We start from the raw sequence: 18,380 nt of genomic DNA on the forward strand, positions 1-18,380 counted from the left end.
CATTTCAAACATGGTCCTCTTTTTATTTAAAAAATGCTATAATAATACAAAGGAGCGTGATCAAATGAAAAAGTATTTGTATGTTTTTTTCGCCTTTCTGGCCTGCCTTTTTGTTAGTCAGAATGTCCATGCATCTAGTCCATCTTATGATGTACTTTACTATGGTGGAACCTTGACCTTGGACACTTGGGACGACGCCACCTATGAGGAAGAACTGGTTTATTATTTCAAAGATTCTTATAGAGGGCAGTATGTTAGCCTAGGAACTGCGGGCAACATGCCACAAGGGTTTGCAATTGAGATACCACCAAAGGTTGAGGTGGAAGGTCGTGATCTTCAAAGAGAACCCGAGATTACGAATCTAGGTGATGGCTACCGAGTGAAAATTTATAACAGTGGTGTAGCGACAGATACTGTCAAAATTAAAGTTACATGGAAATTAAAAAATCTCCTCTATTCACACAAGGATATCTTGGAGTTGAACTGGAAACCGATCACAGATGGTGATCAGAAGGTGGATGAAGTTCAGTTTCGTGTCATCCCTAAGTTTGCACCAGCTAATGCCCAATCGGAACTGTATATCCATACAGCCTTTATGGGACCGGATGTGACTGTAAAGAAAGAAGATGGAATCTATTCTGCCACCTTCTATAACCTTGGCAAAGGAAAGGCTGTGGAGTTGTATGGTTACTGGTTGAAGTCAGATCTAACTACTTTGTATGATTCTGGTCGAAATACAGGATTAACCAAATTGGATGAATTTCACAAGAACCAAGCTAAAATTGAACAGGAAAAATACTGGACACGCATGTTTTGGAACTGGATCTTGCCAGCCTTCATTATTGCACTCTGGCTTCTTTCTCTCTTGGGTCGCAATCGGTTCAAAAAAATGATTTGGCCTGGTGTGACCTATCCGACTGATACTCGTCTTTACGAGATTCCACAGGATATTGCACCTCTTGTTATGAGCTCGGTTGTTTATTCAGCCGAATTAGACGAGGCCTCCCCGACCAATAAAGAGAAGGCAACTCCTCCAGTATTCACATTTGAAAAAATGCTTCAAGCTACTTTGCTGGATCTGATGGATCGTGGAGTGATTGTCTACGAGCAACAAGGAAATGAAGTCGTTTTGACGAGAAAGTCTCATGGACATGTGGATGATTTTGAACGCTCCTTTATGAATATGGCTTTTGGGGATCAAGTTTCCTGTCCTGTTAACCGTCTCTTTGAGAATTATAAATTTAGTGATGATGTATACAAACATGCCAAAAAAGCAGATCAAGATGCCATTCGTTCACTAGGAAGTTGGGCTCAGGGCCACTTTGATACGGCTGTCAACCAAGTGGCCCGAGATGTTCATCGCAAGGTGGAAGATCTCCATTTGCCAAGCTACTATCGCCCTTTAGAAGCAAAAGAAGAAGCGCAAGCTAGACGAAGTCTCTTCTTTGGTTGGGCTGCTTGGTTTATCGCTCTTGGAGCAGAAATCTTTGCCATCTTTGGGATGGGTTGGTTCTCTGTTCCTTGTTTGATAGGGATCCTCATACTTTGGTTTATGCCAGTGCGCTTCAATGGTGTCTTTAAAGCCTGCCTACGAGATGGAGTTGTCAATCTTGCGGGTGCTGAGCAACGCTATTACTGGGATAGTTTTGGTCGGATGTTGAAAGAGATTGCCCACCTCAATGATGCAGAGTTGCAGTCTCTGGTCCTATGGAATCGCTTATTGGTCTATGCGGCCTTGTATGGTGTAGCTGATCAGGTCACAAAGGTCATGAAGCTTCGGAATATTCATTTAGAAAATCAAGCCTTAAACGCCTTCGTTTATACTCCGTTCTATCATGATGTGACCCACTCAAGTCATGCCATGTCTACTTATGGATCGACAGCATCGACAGCTAGTCATTTCACAGTTTCCTCTGGTAGTGGAGGAGGTTTCTCTGGCGGAGGAGGCGGAGGAGGCTTTGGTGCCTTCTAAGCAGCACTAAGAATGGTCTTGGTCGCTCTTTCCCTTCTAGTTTAGAAGGTCTGGTCCAGTCCATAGATTTATGATATAATAGAGCAAATGTAAGTTTAGGAGAAAAAGATGTTTCTGATCGAATTAATCAAGGCGGTTCTTTTTGGGATTGTCGAGGGGATTACAGAATGGTTACCGATCTCAAGTACAGGTCACTTGATTCTGTTACAGGATTTTGTGCAGTTTAAAAATCAAGATCCAGCCTTTATGGAGATGTTCAATGTCGTGATCCAATTGGGTGCAATCCTAGCGGTTGTGGTGATATATTTCGATAAATTGTATCCCTTCAAACCTGGTAAATCTCCACTAGAAGTACGTCGGACCTGGCAATTATGGGCAAAAGTTGCGGTTGCAACCCTCCCTCTTGTCTTTGTTTTTAAATTGGATGATTGGTTTGAGGCGCATTTCCACAATTCGATTTCCGTTGCGATTATGTTGATCACTTACGGGCTTGCCTTTATCTATCTGGAAAGACGAGAACAAGTTGAGCCAGCAGTAACGGAATTGCATAAGCTACCTTATCGAACAGCTCTTTATATCGGACTCTTCCAAGTTTTATCGCTATTTCCAGGAACAAGCCGTTCAGGTGCTACTATTGTAGGTGGCTTGATCAATGGTGTTAGCCGCCCGGTGGTGACAGAATTTACCTTTTATTTGGGGATCCCAGCCATGTTTGGGGCTAGCCTCTTAAAGGTTGGGAAATTCGCTCTTAGCGGACATTCACTAGCATTGGGGCAACTCTTTATTCTACTGGTAGCGATGGGAGTGGCCTTTGTGGTCAGCATGTACGCTATCCGCTTCTTGACAGATTATGTGAAAAATCATGATTTCACCGTCTTTGGGAAATACCGGATTGTTCTTGGTTCCATCTTGCTATTGTATGGACTCTTCCGTGTTATTTTCTAAGAGAAGGCTTGAACTTGATCAAATTATTTTTCGAGGTTGGAGACTTTTGTCCCGACCTCTTTTCTATGCATCCTTTTTTTGAATTCTATCCAATTTTTTAGTATAATAGTAAGACTAGAAGTATGAGGTTATGCTATGAAGATGAAGCAAATTAGTGATTCAACAATTAAGATCACGATCCAACTAGAAGACTTAGAAGAACGTGGGATGGAAATTGCTGATTTCCTTGTTCCGCAAGAAAAAACAGAAGAATTTTTCTACGCCATTTTGGATGAACTCGAAATGCCAGAAAGCTTCCTGGATAGCGGGATGCTGAGTTTTCGCGTGACACCAAAACCAGATAAACTGGATGTTTTTGTTACCAAATCAAAAATTGACCAACAATTGGATTTTGAGGATTTGTCAGATCTTCCTGATATGGAAGAGTTGTCGCGCATGACGCCAGATGAATTTATCAAAACCCTGGAAAAAACAATCTCTGATAAGACAAAAGGGGATGCAGAAGCTATTCACCATTTGGAACAAGAAGAGTTGCGGGACAATCAAGAACAAGATCCGACACCTGAAGCGCCAGTAAGTCAGTATATTTATTACATTTTGCGTTTTTCAAATATCCAGCAAGCAGTTGCCTTTTCAAAAACGGTAAGCTTTCCAGTGGATACCTCTGAATTATACAAAATGGGATCTGATTATTATTTAACTGTCTTGATCGATACAGAGGATCAACCAAATCAATATCCAACCTGGTTACTTGCCATCATTCGGGAGTATGCGGATGATTCAGAAGTGACACGGGCCGTTCTGCAGGAACATGGTCACTTACTAATGGTGTCTGGTGCGATTGAGAATTTGAAGAAAGTTGCTAGCTTATGATGTCCTTTTCCTTGCAATTTGTTCTGGTGCTGATTGGGACTTTTATGATTGCCTTGGTATTGACGCCCTTGGTTCGCTTGTTCTCCTTTAAGATTGATGCCGTAGATTATCCGAATGCGCGTCGGATCAATACCAAGCCCATGCCAAGCGCGGGTGGACTGGCTATTGTGATCGCTTTTTCGATTGCGACTCTCGTGTTAATTCCCATGCTGACATCCACCACCGCACCAATCAAAAGTTACCTATCCTATACCTTGCCGGTCGTGGGCGCAGGATGGATTATCGCGCTCACAGGCTTGATCGATGATGTAAAAGAGTTGTCTGCCAAGAAAAAGATGATCGGCATCCTGCTGGCAGCGAGTCTGGTCTGGTTTTTGACAGATTTTCGGCTGAATGATTTTAAGATTCCATTCGGTGGTCCCTTACTTCATTTTGAACCATGGCTATCGTATCTTTTGACGGTGATTTGGATTGTTTCTATTACCAATGCGGTCAATCTGATTGATGGATTAGATGGATTGGTGAGTGGGGTCTCTATTATTTCCCTAGTGACAATGGGGATTGTGTCCTATTTCTTTCTACCAGTCCCCAATCTCTTTCTGACCATGACGATCTTTGTCTTGGTTGCGTCCATCGCAGGTTTCTTTCCCTTTAACTACCATCCGGCCATTCTCTATTTGGGAGACACCGGTGCCTTGTTTATCGGATTCATGATTTCTGTTTTGTCCTTGCAAGGTTTGAAAAATGCAACGGCAGTTGCTGTCGTTACCCCTATGATCATTTTGGGAGTACCGATTACAGATACCTTTTTAGCCATTATCCGTCGGACCCTGTCTGGTCAAAAATTTTATAAACCGGATCGGAATCACTTGCACCACCGACTTCTTTCTCTGGGCTTGACACATCGGGGAACTGTACTTGTGATCTACGGAATTTCGATGATCTTCTCCTTGATTTCTCTCTTGCTCAACATCTCGAGTCGCATTGGGGGCGTCCTACTTGTGATCGGGCTCTTGTTTGGAGTAGAGTTGTTAGCAGAATTGATTGGGATTCTGGGGCCACATCATAGTCCTTTGTTAAATGTTCTGCGCTATATAGGGAATTCTTCCTATCGGGAGGAAGTTCGTCAAAAACGAAAAGAAAAAACTAAATAAGAATAGTTCTAATCAAAAGAAAAGCCATTTAGGCTTTTTTTTGATATACTTGAAAGGTAAAAAAATACTTTGTGATGAAGGAATCGATGCTTTGAGAACCTTCTAGACTTCAAAGTAAAAAGAAAGGGAATGCAATGTCGACATTAGAAATTAAAGACCTTCACGTTGAAATTGAAGGCAAAGAAATTTTAAAAGGTGTAAACCTGACCCTAAAAACTGGTGAGATCGCAGCCATCATGGGACCAAATGGAACAGGGAAATCTACTCTGTCAGCTGCCATTATGGGAAACCCAAATTATGAAGTAACCAAAGGGGAGATTCTCTTTGATGGTGTCAACATCTTGGAATTGGAAGTAGACGAACGTGCACGGATGGGCTTGTTCCTTGCCATGCAATACCCTTCAGAAATCCCAGGAATTACGAATGCAGAATTTTTACGTGCAGCCATGAATGCTGGTAAAGAAGAGGACGAGAAGATCTCTATTCGTGATTTCATCAAAAAATTGGATGAAAAGATGGAATTGCTCAACATGAAAGAAGAAATGGCAGAACGCTATTTGAACGAAGGCTTCTCTGGTGGTGAGAAAAAACGCAATGAAATCCTTCAATTGTTGATGTTGGAACCAACATTTGCCCTGTTGGATGAAATTGACTCTGGTTTGGATATCGATGCTCTTAAGGTCGTATCTAAAGGGGTTAATGCAATGCGAGGTGAAGGTTTTGGAGCTATGATCATCACCCACTACCAACGTTTGTTGAACTATATTACTCCTGACGTCGTTCATGTGATGATGGAAGGCCGTGTCGTGCTTTCAGGTGGACCAGAATTGGCTGCCCGCTTGGAACGTGAAGGCTATGCTCAACTCGCAGAAGAACTCGGTTACGACTATAAAGAAGAACTATAACCTGATGACAAGTGATCTAATGTTGTCATAAAATCAAACAGATAGTATCTTTATTGGGAGAAAAAAATGAGTATTGAAAATATTACCCTCTTTTCGGAACTGCATGCTGAGCCAAGCTGGTTACAAGATTTACGAAAAAAAGCTTTTGACAAGATCGATCAGTTGGAATTGCCAGCCATTGAACGCGTCAAATTTCACCGCTGGAATCTTGGGGATGGGACGATCACAGAAAGCGAGGCTTCTGCCAATGTTCCTGATTTTACAGCCCTCGATTCAAACTTAAAATTGGTCCAAGTTGGAACTCAAACTGTATTTGAACAGGTGCCACAAGCCTTGGCAGACCAAGGAGTCCTTTTCACAGATTTCCATACTGCCTTAGAAGAAATTCCACAGGTGGTGGAAGACTACTTCATGTCTTCAGTCAAATACGATGACGACAAGCTAGCAGCTTATCACACAGCATACTTTAATAGTGGGGCTGTTCTCTATATTCCAGATAACGTCGAAATTTCAGAACCAATCGAAGGCATTTTCTACCAGGATAGCGACAGTGATGTACCTTTCAATAAACACATTTTGATTATTGCAGGCAAAAACAGCAAGTTCAGCTATTTGGAACGCTTGGAATCAAAAGGTGATGGCTCAGCAACAGCAACTGCGAATGTGACGGTTGAGGTGATTGCCCGCTCAGGTGCCCAAGTGAAATTTGCGGCGATTGACCGCCTGGGTGAAAATGTCACAGCCTACATCAGTCGACGTGGGAAACTAGGACAGGATGCCAGCATTGATTGGGCTATCGGTGTTATGAATGAAGGAAATGTGGTCGCGGACTTTGACAGTGACTTGGTTGGAAACGGAAGTCATGCAGATTTGAAAGTCGTTGCTTTATCAAGCGGTCGTCAGGTGCAAGGAATTGACACCCGCGTGACCAACTTTGGTTGCAACTCGATCGGAAACATCTTGCAACACGGAGTTATTCTTGAAAAAGGAACCTTGACCTTCAATGGAATTGGTCATATTATCAAGGGGGCTAAAGGAGCAGATGCTCAGCAAGAAAGCCGTGTCTTGATGTTATCGGATCAAGCACGTTCAGATGCCAATCCGATCCTCTTGATTGATGAAAATGACGTCACGGCAGGCCATGCTGCATCGATCGGTCAAGTGGACCCAGAAGATATGTATTACCTCATGAGTCGTGGTCTGGATCAACACACAGCAGAACGTTTAGTGGTGCGTGGTTTCTTGGGATCTGTTATTGTTGAAATCCCAGTTAAAGAAGTACGTGATGAAATGATTGCCACTATCGAAGAAAAGTTATCTCAACGCTAAGGAGAAACGATGCTAGATAAAAATACGATTGCTCAAGATTTTCCCATTCTCGATCAACTAGTTCACGATGAGCCTTTGGTTTATCTAGATAATGCAGCGACGACGCAAAAACCTAAACGTGTTCTTGAAGCCGTTAATCACTATTATTTGCAAGATAACGCCAATGTTCACCGTGGAGTCCATACCTTGGCTGAACGAGCGACAGCAGCCTATGAGGCAACGCGTGAGAAAGTCAGAAAATTTATCAATGCTTCATCAACCAAGGAAGTGCTCTTTACAAGAGGGACAACGACTGGACTCAACTGGGTAGCCCGCTATGCAGAAGAAGTCCTAAGGGAAGGGGATGAAGTCTTGATTTCCATCATGGAACATCACTCCAACATCATTCCTTGGCAGCAAGCCTGCAAGAAGACAGGAGCAAAACTGGTCTATGTCTATCTAAAAGATGGCTTACTGGATATGCAGGACTTAAAGAGCAAGCTTAGTGAGAAGACAAAATTTGTCTCCATCACCCATGCTTCGAACGTCTTAGGGGTGGTCAATCCGATCAAGGAAATTGCTCGATTAGCTCATGAGGTTGGAGCGATCATGGTCGTAGATGGGGCTCAATCAACCCCTCATATGGCCATTGATGTACAAGACTTAGATGCGGATTTCTTTGCTTTTTCTGGCCATAAGATGGCTGCACCAACAGGGATTGGTGTCCTCTATGGAAAGGAAGAAATATTAGAACAAATGTCTCCGATCGAGTTTGGGGGCGAAATGATTGACTTTGTTTACGAGCAATCTGCCTCTTGGAAGGAATTACCTTGGAAATTTGAAGCTGGAACACCTAATATGGCGGGCGCAATTGGTCTTGGTGCAGCAATCGATTACTTAGAAGAGCTGGGTATGGACCAGGTAGAAGCGCATGAGCAAGAATTGATTGCCTATGTGTTTCCAAAATTACAGGCTATCGAAGGCTTGACCATCTATGGCTCCCAAGACTTAGCCCAACGTTCTGGAGTCATTTCCTTCAATCTAGGAGATCTCCATCCGCATGACTTAGCAACAGCATTAGATTATGAAGGAATTGCCGTTCGTGCAGGTCACCACTGTGCACAACCGCTCCTTCAATACCTACAAGTCCCAGCGACAACGAGAGCAAGTTTTTATATCTACAACACCAAAGCGGACTGTGATAAATTAATTGAGGCATTGATCAAAGCAAAGGAGTTTTTCAATGGCACTTTCTAAATTAGATTCGCTGTACATGGCGGTCGTAGCCGATCATTCAAAACACCCCCACCACCAAGGACAAATTGAAGATGTTGATCAGATCCAACTCAACAATCCAACTTGTGGAGATGTGATCCAGTTAAGTGTGAAATTTGATGAGAATGACAGGGTGGAAGATATTGCCTTTGTGAATTCAGGCTGTACGATCTCAACCGCTTCAGCTAGTATGATGACGGATGCTGTAATGGGAAAAACAAAAGAGGAAGTTGAAGAATTGGCACAGGTCTTTTCAGAAATGGTCCAAGGCCAATCAGATCCTCGGCAAGAGGAGTTGGGAGATGCAGCCTTCTTATCTGGAGTCTCAAAATTCCCACAACGGATTAAATGTGCGACCCTCTCCTGGAATGCTCTTAAAAAAGCGATCGAACGTAGCAAATAATTAAAAGAAGAAACAGAGAAAGAAAGGAAATTATGGCTGAAGAAAGAGTCGAACCGAAACCAATTGATCTCGGTGAATATAAATTTGGATTTCACGATGACGTTCAACCCATTCTCTCTACCGGGAAGGGATTGAATGAAGCGGTTATTCGTGAATTGTCTGCAGCAAAAAATGAACCCGAATGGATGCTCGAATTCCGTTTGAAATCTTTTGAAACCTTCAAAAAGATGCCCATGCAAACCTGGGGAGCCGATCTATCAGAGATTGACTTTGATGATTTGATCTATTATCAAAAACCTTCGGATAAACCTGCCCGTTCATGGGACGAAGTTCCAGAGAAAATTAAGGAAACCTTTGAGCGTATCGGGATTCCTGAAGCAGAACGTGCTTACTTAGCAGGGGCTTCTGCTCAGTATGAATCAGAAGTGGTTTACCACAATATGAAAGAAGAGTTTGAAAAGTTGGGGATTATCTTTACCGATACGGATTCTGCCCTAAAAGAATATCCAGACCTTTTCAAACAGTATTTTGCGAAGTTAGTACCACCAACGGACAACAAATTGGCTGCCCTCAACTCAGCAGTCTGGTCTGGTGGAACCTTCATTTATGTACCAAAAGGCGTAAAAGTAGATGTCCCACTTCAAACATACTTCCGTATCAACAATGAAAATACAGGTCAGTTTGAGCGCACCTTGATTATTGTGGATGAGGGAGCAAGTGTCCACTATGTAGAAGGCTGTACAGCGCCGACCTACTCAAGTAATAGCCTCCATGCAGCGATTGTTGAGATCTTTGCCTTGGATGGTGCTTACATGCGCTACACGACCATCCAAAACTGGTCAGACAATGTCTACAACTTGGTCACCAAGCGGGCCAAAGCTCAAAAAGATGCCACAGTTGAGTGGATCGATGGGAACTTAGGAGCCAAGACAACCATGAAGTACCCATCTGTTTATCTGGATGGAGAAGGAGCGCGTGGGACCATGTTGTCCATTGCCTTTGCGAATGCAGGTCAACACCAAGATACAGGTGCCAAGATGATCCACAATGCCCCTCACACTAGCTCGTCTATCGTATCCAAATCCATCGCGAAAGGTGGCGGAAAGGTAGACTACCGTGGACAAGTAACCTTTAACAAAAATTCCAAGAAATCAGTTTCTCATATCGAGTGCGATACCATTATTATGGATGATTTATCAGCATCAGATACGATTCCATTTAATGAAATCCACAACTCACAAGTTGCTTTGGAGCACGAAGCCAAGGTTTCAAAAATCTCAGAAGAGCAACTGTATTATTTGATGAGTCGTGGTCTGTCTGAATCAGAAGCGACAGAAATGATTGTCATGGGATTTGTAGAACCCTTTACAAAAGAACTTCCAATGGAATATGCCGTTGAGTTAAACCGACTCATTAGCTACGAAATGGAAGGATCTGTAGGATAATTCGTTTTAATAGCAAAATAAAATCACAATGGATTTGACTCCATTGTGATTTTTTTGCTTATAGCTTTTCGTTGACATAACGAACAAATTCATTCCACCAAACCTTTAAGAAAAAGCTTTTCTCAATGGTTCTTCCTGCTACCATATCGACCGTTGGCTCTTGATCTTCTAAGTAGCCACGTCCGATTTTATCTGGATCAGTGTAGTGTAATTTTCCAAGATTTGTGCCTGATTTGACAGGTGCTCGGAATGATTCTTGGTTGCTCTTGAATTGAATTTTTGGTTCCGCTTGACTGCCTTGCTTTTCAACGATATAGAAGTCTTTTTTTGCAACAGCTAAAACAGTCTCGGACTTCCCGTCCATGACAGTTGCCTTACTTTTTCCGTAGGGATCTCCTTCTTTGACGACAATGGAAGAAACAAAGGTTCGTACCACGTAGTTCATCAGAGAAGAAGTAGCCACAAAGCGTGCATATGGATCACCGTCAACTGCCTCCACTCCTAGGACAACCGTGATCATGTGGATGCCATTTTGCGTCGTTGATGCAGCAAATGTGATACCACCTTTGGTAGAGTTGCTGACCCGAAGGCCGTCGACTCCCGACCGGTAATTCGGCATGCCTTCTAGCATCAGGTTGGGGTTTTCAATCTGCGTGTTTGAAAAAAGAGCAGTGGGTTTTGAAGTATATTTGGTCACTTCAGGAAAATCCTGGAGTAAGTGCTTGGCAATGACAGCAATATCATAAGCACTCAATTGATTTTCGTCTCCTTTCCCGTCAGGATCTCCGCTGATGGTTTGAGTATTTAATCCGGTAGCATTAATTAAATGAGGAGATTGAATGCCCCATTCAGAAAGTTTCTGCTTCATTTTTTCAACGAAGCTTTTCTCAGAGCCCCCCACTTTCTCAGCTAAGGCCAAGGCAGCAGTACTAGAATTTCCAACTAAAAGAGCAGTCAATAACTGTTCAACCGTATATTGGTTCGCTTCCATAGGAAGAGTACCAGCACCTTCGATATCATTTAAAGCCAGAGCTTTCTCAGACAATTTGATAGGATCTTTTAGAGAAAGTTTTTTTTCATGAATAGCTTCGAAAATCAGATAAGTGGTCAAGAGTGTAGATAGTCCCCCCACATCTCGTTTTTTCTCTGAATCCTTTTCATATAAAATTTTACCTGTATCAGCTTCAACAGCAATAGCACTTTGAGCAGGAAGTTCTAGCTCATCTGCCAGAACGACTTGATAAGGTAAACTGCATAACAGCAGCATGAAGGTTAAAAAAGAAAGAAAGAATTTTTTCACAGTTGTTTCCTCGTTGCTTAGTCCTCTCTATTGTATCATACAAATGATTAATGGAAAATTGTAAAATCATCAATTAGGCTAAAAAGTCAGTCATAGCAAGGTTTTTGAATAGTGATAAAACGAATATTCAGAAAATTTAGTTTACTTTTTTTTCTACTTGTGATATAATCTTAAACAAATCTAAAAAAACTATTGGAGAATTCCTATGAAAAAAGGTAAAGTATTCGCAGTTGCCGGAGTAACACTCCTTGCAGCTGGATTGTTAGCTGCATGTTCTAGTTCAAATACTAGCAAAGCAAGCTCAGGCGAAGACAAAAACTATGGTTATGTCTACACTTCAGATCCAACAACTTTGGACTATACAATTTCTTCTAAAGCTGCTACACATGATATCACTACAAACGTCGTAGACGGTTTGATGGCAAATGACAAGTATGGTAATCTCGTACCATCACTTGCAGAAGATTGGTCTGTTTCAAAAGACGGTTTGACTTATACCTACAAAATTCGTAAAGGGGTTAAGTGGTACGATGCAGACGGTGAAGAACACGGCGAAGTGACTGCCAAAGACTTCGTGACTGGTTTGAAACACGCTGCTGATAAAAAATCGGAAACTCTTCCACTCGTTCAAGGTTCTGTCAAAGGATTGGATGATTATGTCCAAGGAAAAATCACAGACTTCAGCCAAGTTGGTGTCAAAGCGGTTGATGATTACACACTTCAATACACATTGAACAAACCTGAAACCTTCTGGAACTCTAAAACAACAAACGGAATTTTGTTCCCAATAAGCACAGAGTTCTTGAAGAGTAAGGGAGATGATTTTGGTCAACCAAACGATGTGAAGTCAATCCTTGCAAACGGACCTTTCCTTCTTAAATCAATCACTTCAAAATCATCTGTTGTATTTGAAAAGAATGACAACTACTGGGATAAGAAAAACGTTCACCTGAAAGAAGTAAAATATACTTATTACGATGGATCAGACCAAGATTCATTGGCGCGTGGATTCTCTGATGGTGCTTATACAAAAGCTCGCCTTTTCCCTGCAAGTTCAAACTTTGCAACTGTAGAGAAAAAATATAAAGACGATATCTTTACTACACCAGCAGGATCAGGTGTAGCAGTTCTTGGCTTTAACCTTGATCGTCAATCTTACAAACACACTGCTAAAAAATCAGATGCTGAAAAAACTGCGACTAAGAAAGCAATTTTGAACAAAGATTTCCGTCAGGCCATCACTTTTGCCTTGAACCGTGAAAACTACTCAGCACAAGTCAATGGTAAAGAATTTGCTAAACCAGCTATCCGTAATACCTACACAGCACCAGCCTTTGTCCAAGTAGATGGAAAAGACTTCGGAAATGTAGTTGCAGATAAGTTGACTACTTATGGAGACCAATGGAAGGGTATCAACCTTGCAGATGGTCAAGATGGTCTTTACAACAAAGATAAAGCGAAAGCACAACTTGAAAAAGCCAAAGCTGAACTTCAAAAAGATGGTGTTCAATTCCCAATTCATATTGATGTACCGGTAGCACAAAATTCTACAAACTTTGTTTCACGGATGCAATCTCTGAAACAAACTGTGGAAGATACTCTTGGTAAAGACAATGTCGTTCTTGATCTTCAAATGATGGACTCAGACGAAGTGTTGAATATTACTTTGAATGTGCCATCAGCTGCAGACGCAGACTGGGATCTTCAAGGAATGGTCGGATGGAACCCAGACTATGATGATCCATCAACTTACCTTGATACTCTTCAACCAGCTTCTGAGGACCAAACAAAAGTTTACCTTGGTTTTGCAGGTGGTGTAGATAACCCATCAGCAAAAGCTGTAGGTTTGGATGAGTTTGCAAAACTTCTTGACGATGCAAACAACGAAACACAAGATGTTGTGAAACGTTATGAAAAATACGCAGCAGCTCAAGCTTGGTTGACAGATAGTGCGATTGTTATTCCAACGATGTCAAGTACAGGTGCTGCAACAGTTGTTTCTAAGGTAGTTCCATTCTCTGAACCATCATCACAAACAGGTAACAAAGGTTCAACATACTTGAAATACGTTGAAGTTCAAGATGAGCCAGTTACTAAGAAACAATACGAACAAGCACGTGAAAAATGGCAAAAAGAAAAAGCTGAGTCAAACAAAAAAGCTCAACAAGATCTTGAAAAACACGTTAAATAATTAAATTATTGCTTTTCATTAGAACTTTCTCTTCTAGGGGAGAAAGTTCTTTTGGACATTAAAGGAATGAAATATGAAAAAATATGTTTTTATGCGTATTTTGCGTTCGTTAGTGTCGATCTTTCTCGTCACGACATTAACCTACATGATTATCTATACGCTAACACCGAGAAATCTCATCTTTAAAAATGACCCTAACTACAATAAAGTAGCGAAGACAAAAGATTCGAAGATCAACTACGAAAATACAGTCTACGATCGCATGGGTTATTTGGAATACATGGATTCAAAGAGCTTGCAACAAAAAGCAAGTAAAGAAGATTCTTCCGTAACGGTTGATGCGACAAATGCCAATGAAAAGATCTACAAAAAATATATTGAAAAATTAGGTCATGGTTGGCAGTTGAAACGTTTCCCAGAAAGTAAGTCTTTCTATGCGGTGCGTGAAATTCCGGTTTTTGAACGTGTTATTAGCTTCTATGCGAATTTGATTCAATTTGATCATCCAGGTTGGGTGAAAGATGCCTCGAATCCAAATCTTAAACGCTATATCCGTATTGAAAATGATCCATCTATTGGTTGGTCAGTTGTAGGTTCTGGTACGAAACACAAATACCTCTTGTACTTCAATGGTCAGTTCCCATATGTACACCAAAACTTTGTGACCTTAAACCTTGGAAATTCATATCCAACTTATTCAAATACCCCAGTTCTTCAAGTGATTACCCAAGGACAAGGAACGACTAAGAAGAGTGAAGTGAACTTCCCAACAGGTAAAAAGACATCTTCCATCGATATCTACTCACGTACCTACAAATCACCAAGTAAGGCAGACTCACAAGATATCAGTCGATTTGGTAAAGGGGATGCCTATACAGCAACGTTGAGCAACTATGAGAATCCATCCATGATTGCATCTTCTTCAATCATTGGTTTGATTGGTATTGCGATTGCCTACTTGATTGCGATCCCGCTAGGATCTTATATGGCTCTTTTCAAGGACTCATGGTTTGATAGCATCTCTACTGCGGTCTTGACATTTATGATGTCTCTCCCAACCATTGCCCTTGTCTATATCGTGCGTCTAGCAGGTTCATTCTTTGGACTTCCTGACTCATTCCCAGTACTTGGAGCACAGGACTGGCGTTCATATGTATTGCCGTCTCTGATTCTTGGTTTATTGAGTGCGCCATTTATCGCCGTTTGGATTCGTCGTTATATGATCGATATCCATTCGCAAGATTTCGTCCGTTTTGCTCGTTCAAAAGGATTGTCAGAACGTGAGATCTCAAGAAAACACATCTTCAAAAATGCGATGGTTCCACTAGTTTCTGGAATTCCAGGGGCTATCATTGGAGTTATCTCAGGTGCGACGTTGACTGAAACAGTCTTCGCTTTCCCAGGTATGGGTAAAATGTTGATTGACTCTATTAAAGCATCAAACAACACCATGGTCATCGGACTTGTCTTCATCTTCACATCACTTGGTATCTTTGCTGCCATGTTAGGTGATATCTTGATGACAGTGCTTGATCCACGGATTAAATTAACGAATACGAAAGGAGGCAAATAATGGCTACAATCGATAAAAATAAATTTCAGTTTGTAAAACGTGATGACTTTGCCTCTGAAGTAATCGATGCTCCAGCGTATTCATACTGGAAATCTGTATTCAGACAATTCTTGAAAAAAAGAACCACTATCATTATGCTTGCTATTTTGATTGGGATTCTCTTGATGAGTTTTGTCTATCCTATGTTTTCAAATTTTGATTACAACGACGTAAGTAAGGTAAATGACTTTTCAGCACGTTTGAATCCACCAAGTGCCAAAGCTTTCTTTGGTACAGATAATAACGGTAAATCCCTCTTTGATGGAGTTTGGTTTGGTGCTCGGAATTCAATTATCATTTCCTTCATCGCCACTGTTATTAACGTGGTTGTCGGAGTTATCGTTGGTGGAATTTGGGGGATCTCAAAATCCATCGACCGTATCATGATGGAAGTTTATAACGTTATTTCAAACATTCCGTTTATGTTGATCGTTATCGTCTTGACTTACTCAATGGGATCTGGTTTCTGGAACTTGATTCTTGCCATGTCCTTAACTGGATGGATCGGAATTGCCTATACCATTCGTGTCCAAATCATGCGTTACCGTGATTTGGAGTACAACTTGGCCAGCCGAACATTAGGAACACCAACTTTGAAAATTGTTACGAAAAATATTTTGCCTCAATTGGTATCTGTTATCGTGACACAAACATCACAGTTACTTCCAAGCTTTATTTCTTACGAAGCTTTCCTTTCCTTCTTCGGACTTGGTCTTCCAATCACAGTTCCAAGTTTGGGACGCTTGATTTCTGACTATTCTCAAAACGTAACTACAAATGCCTACCTATTCTGGATTCCGCTTACTGTTTTGATTTTAGTATCCTTGTCATTCTTTATCGTCGGACAAAACTTGGCCGATGCCAGCGACCCACGTACACATAGATAGGAGGAGTAGATATGACATCAAATAAGAATATTATTTTATCTGCTCAAGATATCGTAGTGGAATTTGACGTGCGCGATCGCGTATTGACAGCTATTCGTGGCGTATCGCTTGAGCTAGAAGAAGGTGAAGTTCTTGCCTTAGTTGGTGAGTCAGGTTCAGGGAAATCAGTTTTGACAAAAACGTTCACCGGAATGTTAGAAGATAACGGCCGTATTGCCCAAGGTTCGATTAAATACCGTGGTCAAGAATTGACAGATTTGAAATCGAATAAAGATTGGGAAAATATTCGTGGATCTAAGATCGCTACAATTTTCCAAGACCCAATGACAAGTTTGGACCCAATCAACACAATTGGTTCACAAATTACAGAAGTCATTATCAAACACCAAGGGAAAACAGCTAAAGAAGCCAAAGAAATGGCTTTGGACTATATGGAGAAAGTTGGAATTCCAGATGCGGAACGTCGTTTTGATGAGTATCCATTCCAATATTCAGGTGGGATGCGTCAACGGATCGTTATTGCCATCGCCTTGGCCTGCCGTCCAGATATCTTAATCTGTGACGAACCAACAACAGCCCTTGACGTAACCATTCAAGCGCAAATCATTGATTTGTTGAAATCCCTTCAAAAAGAATACCAATTTACAGTTATCTTTATCACCCACGACTTAGGTGTGGTTGCAAGTATTGCAGATAAAGTAGCCGTTATGTATGCTGGAGAAATTGTTGAGTTTGGTAAAGTAGAAGAAATTTTCTACGATCCAAAACATCCATACACATGGAGCTTGCTTTCAAGCTTGCCTCAATTGTCAACCTCAGATGGTGATCTTTACTCTATTCCAGGGACTCCGCCATCATTGTATGCTCCAATCAAAGGAGATGCCTTCGCACTTCGTTCAGACTATGCAATGCAGATTGATTTTGAAGAAGAGGCACCTGCTTTCAAAGTAACCGATACTCACTGGGCGAAGACATGGTTGCTCCATCCAGATGCACCAACAGTTCATAAACCAGAAGTAATCGAAAACCTTCACGAAAAGATTGGCTCAAAAATGGGCTTCACTCACATTACAGAATAGGAGGAAGGAAATGACTGAAAAATTAGTTGAAATTAAAGATTTAGAAATTTCCTTCGGTGAAGGAAGTAAAAAATTCGTTGCTGTAAAAAACGCCAACTTTTTCATTAATAAGGGAGAAACGTTCTCTCTTGTTGGTGAATCAGGAAGTGGGAAGACAACAATTGGACGTGCGATCATCGGTTTGAATGATACAAGTGCTGGAGAAATTATTTATGACGGTCGCAAGATCAACGGAAAAAACTCTCATAGTGAAAAATCAGAGTTGATCCGTAAGATTCAAATGATCTTCCAAGACCCAGCAGCAAGTTTGAATGAACGTGCAACAGTTGATTATATTATCTCTGAAGGTTTGATCAACCACCATTTGTTTAACAGTGAAGAAGAACGTCAGGAAAAAGTAAAAAATATTATGCATGAAGTTGGACTTCTTGCAGAACATTTGACACGTTACCCTCACGAATTCTCAGGTGGTCAACGTCAACGGATCGGTATTGCCCGTGCACTTGTCATGGAACCAGAATTTGTCATTGCGGATGAACCAATCTCAGCTCTTGACGTTTCAGTACGTGCGCAAGTTTTGAACCTTTTGAAAAAATTCCAAAGAGAATTAGGCTTGACCTATCTCTTTATTGCCCATGACTTGTCAGTTGTACGCTTCATTTCTGACCGTATTGCAGTTATCTATAAAGGGGTTATTGTAGAAGTGGCAGAAACTGAAGAGCTATTTAACCACCCAATCCATCCATACACACAATCCCTACTTTCAGCAGTCCCAATTCCAGATCCAATTCTAGAACGTAAAAAAGTTCTAAAAATCTATGATCCAGAACAACATGATTACTCTGAAGATAAACCACAAATGGTTGAAATTAAACCAGGTCATTATGTATGGGCTAACAAAGCTGAAGAAAACAAATACAGACAAGAATATAAATAGAGAGGATTCCCTCTCTATTTTTTTATTTCAAAAAAACTTTCAAAAAAATAAAATTTTTTGAGAAAAAGTGTTGACAGTAAGGTAAGGTCATGAT

The 18,380-nt window shown here is 41.2% G+C and carries 15 protein-coding genes; 14 read left to right on the forward strand and 1 reads right to left on the reverse strand.

Annotated features, from left to right (window positions below):
- Positions 1-64: 64 nt before the first annotated feature.
- From HMPREF2917_RS09940 to sufB, 9 genes are all read left to right on the forward strand, one after another.
- Positions 65-1,972 carry a DUF2207 domain-containing protein gene (locus HMPREF2917_RS09940; protein ID WP_070590531.1) on the forward strand — a complete coding sequence of 636 codons (1,908 nt, stop codon included), beginning with the start codon at positions 65-67 and terminating at the stop codon, positions 1,970-1,972.
- A 108-nt stretch (positions 1,973-2,080) separates the two neighbouring features.
- Complete coding sequence (locus HMPREF2917_RS09945; RefSeq protein WP_070590536.1) at positions 2,081-2,917, forward strand: undecaprenyl-diphosphate phosphatase; 837 nt, start codon at positions 2,081-2,083, stop codon at positions 2,915-2,917.
- A gap of 135 nt (positions 2,918-3,052) precedes the next feature.
- Positions 3,053-3,790 carry an adaptor protein MecA gene (gene mecA, locus HMPREF2917_RS09950; RefSeq protein WP_003013950.1) on the forward strand — a complete coding sequence of 246 codons (738 nt, stop codon included), beginning with the start codon at positions 3,053-3,055 and terminating at the stop codon, positions 3,788-3,790.
- Positions 3,787-4,944 carry a glycosyltransferase family 4 protein gene (locus HMPREF2917_RS09955; RefSeq protein ID WP_070590538.1) on the forward strand — a complete coding sequence of 386 codons (1,158 nt, stop codon included), beginning with the start codon at positions 3,787-3,789 and terminating at the stop codon, positions 4,942-4,944. Before mecA ends, HMPREF2917_RS09955 begins: the two co-directional genes overlap by 4 nt.
- A gap of 134 nt (positions 4,945-5,078) precedes the next feature.
- Positions 5,079-5,849, forward strand: coding sequence for a Fe-S cluster assembly ATPase SufC (gene sufC, locus HMPREF2917_RS09960; RefSeq protein WP_003004238.1), 771 nt, complete (start codon positions 5,079-5,081; stop codon positions 5,847-5,849).
- 66 nt (positions 5,850-5,915) lie between these two features.
- Positions 5,916-7,178: a Fe-S cluster assembly protein SufD gene (gene sufD / locus HMPREF2917_RS09965; protein ID WP_070590541.1), complete on the forward strand. Its 1,263-nt coding sequence runs from the start codon at positions 5,916-5,918 to the stop codon at positions 7,176-7,178.
- A gap of 9 nt (positions 7,179-7,187) precedes the next feature.
- Entirely contained in the window at positions 7,188-8,414 is a 1,227-nt protein-coding gene (locus HMPREF2917_RS09970; RefSeq protein WP_070590550.1) for a cysteine desulfurase, read from the forward strand.
- Positions 8,401-8,835, forward strand: a complete 435-nt coding sequence (gene sufU, locus HMPREF2917_RS09975; RefSeq protein WP_003010276.1) for a Fe-S cluster assembly sulfur transfer protein SufU — start codon at positions 8,401-8,403, stop codon at positions 8,833-8,835. The genes HMPREF2917_RS09970 and sufU overlap by 14 nt, the downstream gene beginning before the upstream one ends.
- A gap of 32 nt (positions 8,836-8,867) precedes the next feature.
- Complete coding sequence (sufB, locus tag HMPREF2917_RS09980) at positions 8,868-10,280, forward strand: Fe-S cluster assembly protein SufB (RefSeq protein ID WP_003010279.1); 1,413 nt, start codon at positions 8,868-8,870, stop codon at positions 10,278-10,280.
- 58 nt (positions 10,281-10,338) lie between these two features.
- Here the strand turns inward: sufB and HMPREF2917_RS09985 are convergent, their stop codons facing one another.
- Complete coding sequence (locus HMPREF2917_RS09985) at positions 10,339-11,580, reverse strand: serine hydrolase (RefSeq protein ID WP_070590551.1); 1,242 nt, start codon at positions 11,578-11,580, stop codon at positions 10,339-10,341.
- Between the two features lie 205 nt (positions 11,581-11,785).
- On the opposite strand from HMPREF2917_RS09985, the gene HMPREF2917_RS09990 reads away from it, so the two are divergent.
- The 5 genes from HMPREF2917_RS09990 (at position 11,786) to HMPREF2917_RS10010 (ending at position 18,286) form a co-directional block, all read left to right on the forward strand.
- Positions 11,786-13,771 (forward strand): peptide ABC transporter substrate-binding protein, encoded by a 1,986-nt coding sequence (locus HMPREF2917_RS09990; RefSeq protein WP_070590554.1) that lies wholly within the window; start codon positions 11,786-11,788, stop codon positions 13,769-13,771.
- 73 nt (positions 13,772-13,844) lie between these two features.
- Complete coding sequence (locus HMPREF2917_RS09995; RefSeq protein ID WP_070590557.1) at positions 13,845-15,344, forward strand: ABC transporter permease; 1,500 nt, start codon at positions 13,845-13,847, stop codon at positions 15,342-15,344.
- Entirely contained in the window at positions 15,344-16,270 is a 927-nt protein-coding gene (gene oppC, locus HMPREF2917_RS10000) for an oligopeptide ABC transporter permease OppC (RefSeq protein WP_003010290.1), read from the forward strand. Before HMPREF2917_RS09995 ends, oppC begins: the two co-directional genes overlap by 1 nt.
- Before the next feature lie 11 nt (positions 16,271-16,281).
- A complete protein-coding gene (locus HMPREF2917_RS10005) occupies positions 16,282-17,349 on the forward strand; it encodes an ABC transporter ATP-binding protein (protein ID WP_070590560.1) in 1,068 nt (355 codons plus the stop codon).
- 10 nt (positions 17,350-17,359) lie between these two features.
- Positions 17,360-18,286, forward strand: a complete 927-nt coding sequence (locus HMPREF2917_RS10010; RefSeq protein WP_003010296.1) for an ATP-binding cassette domain-containing protein — start codon at positions 17,360-17,362, stop codon at positions 18,284-18,286.
- The last annotated feature ends 94 nt before the right edge of the window (positions 18,287-18,380 follow it).

Source organism: Streptococcus sp. HMSC061E03, assembly GCF_001813505.1.
Classification (GTDB): Bacteria; Bacillota; Bacilli; order Lactobacillales; family Streptococcaceae; genus Streptococcus.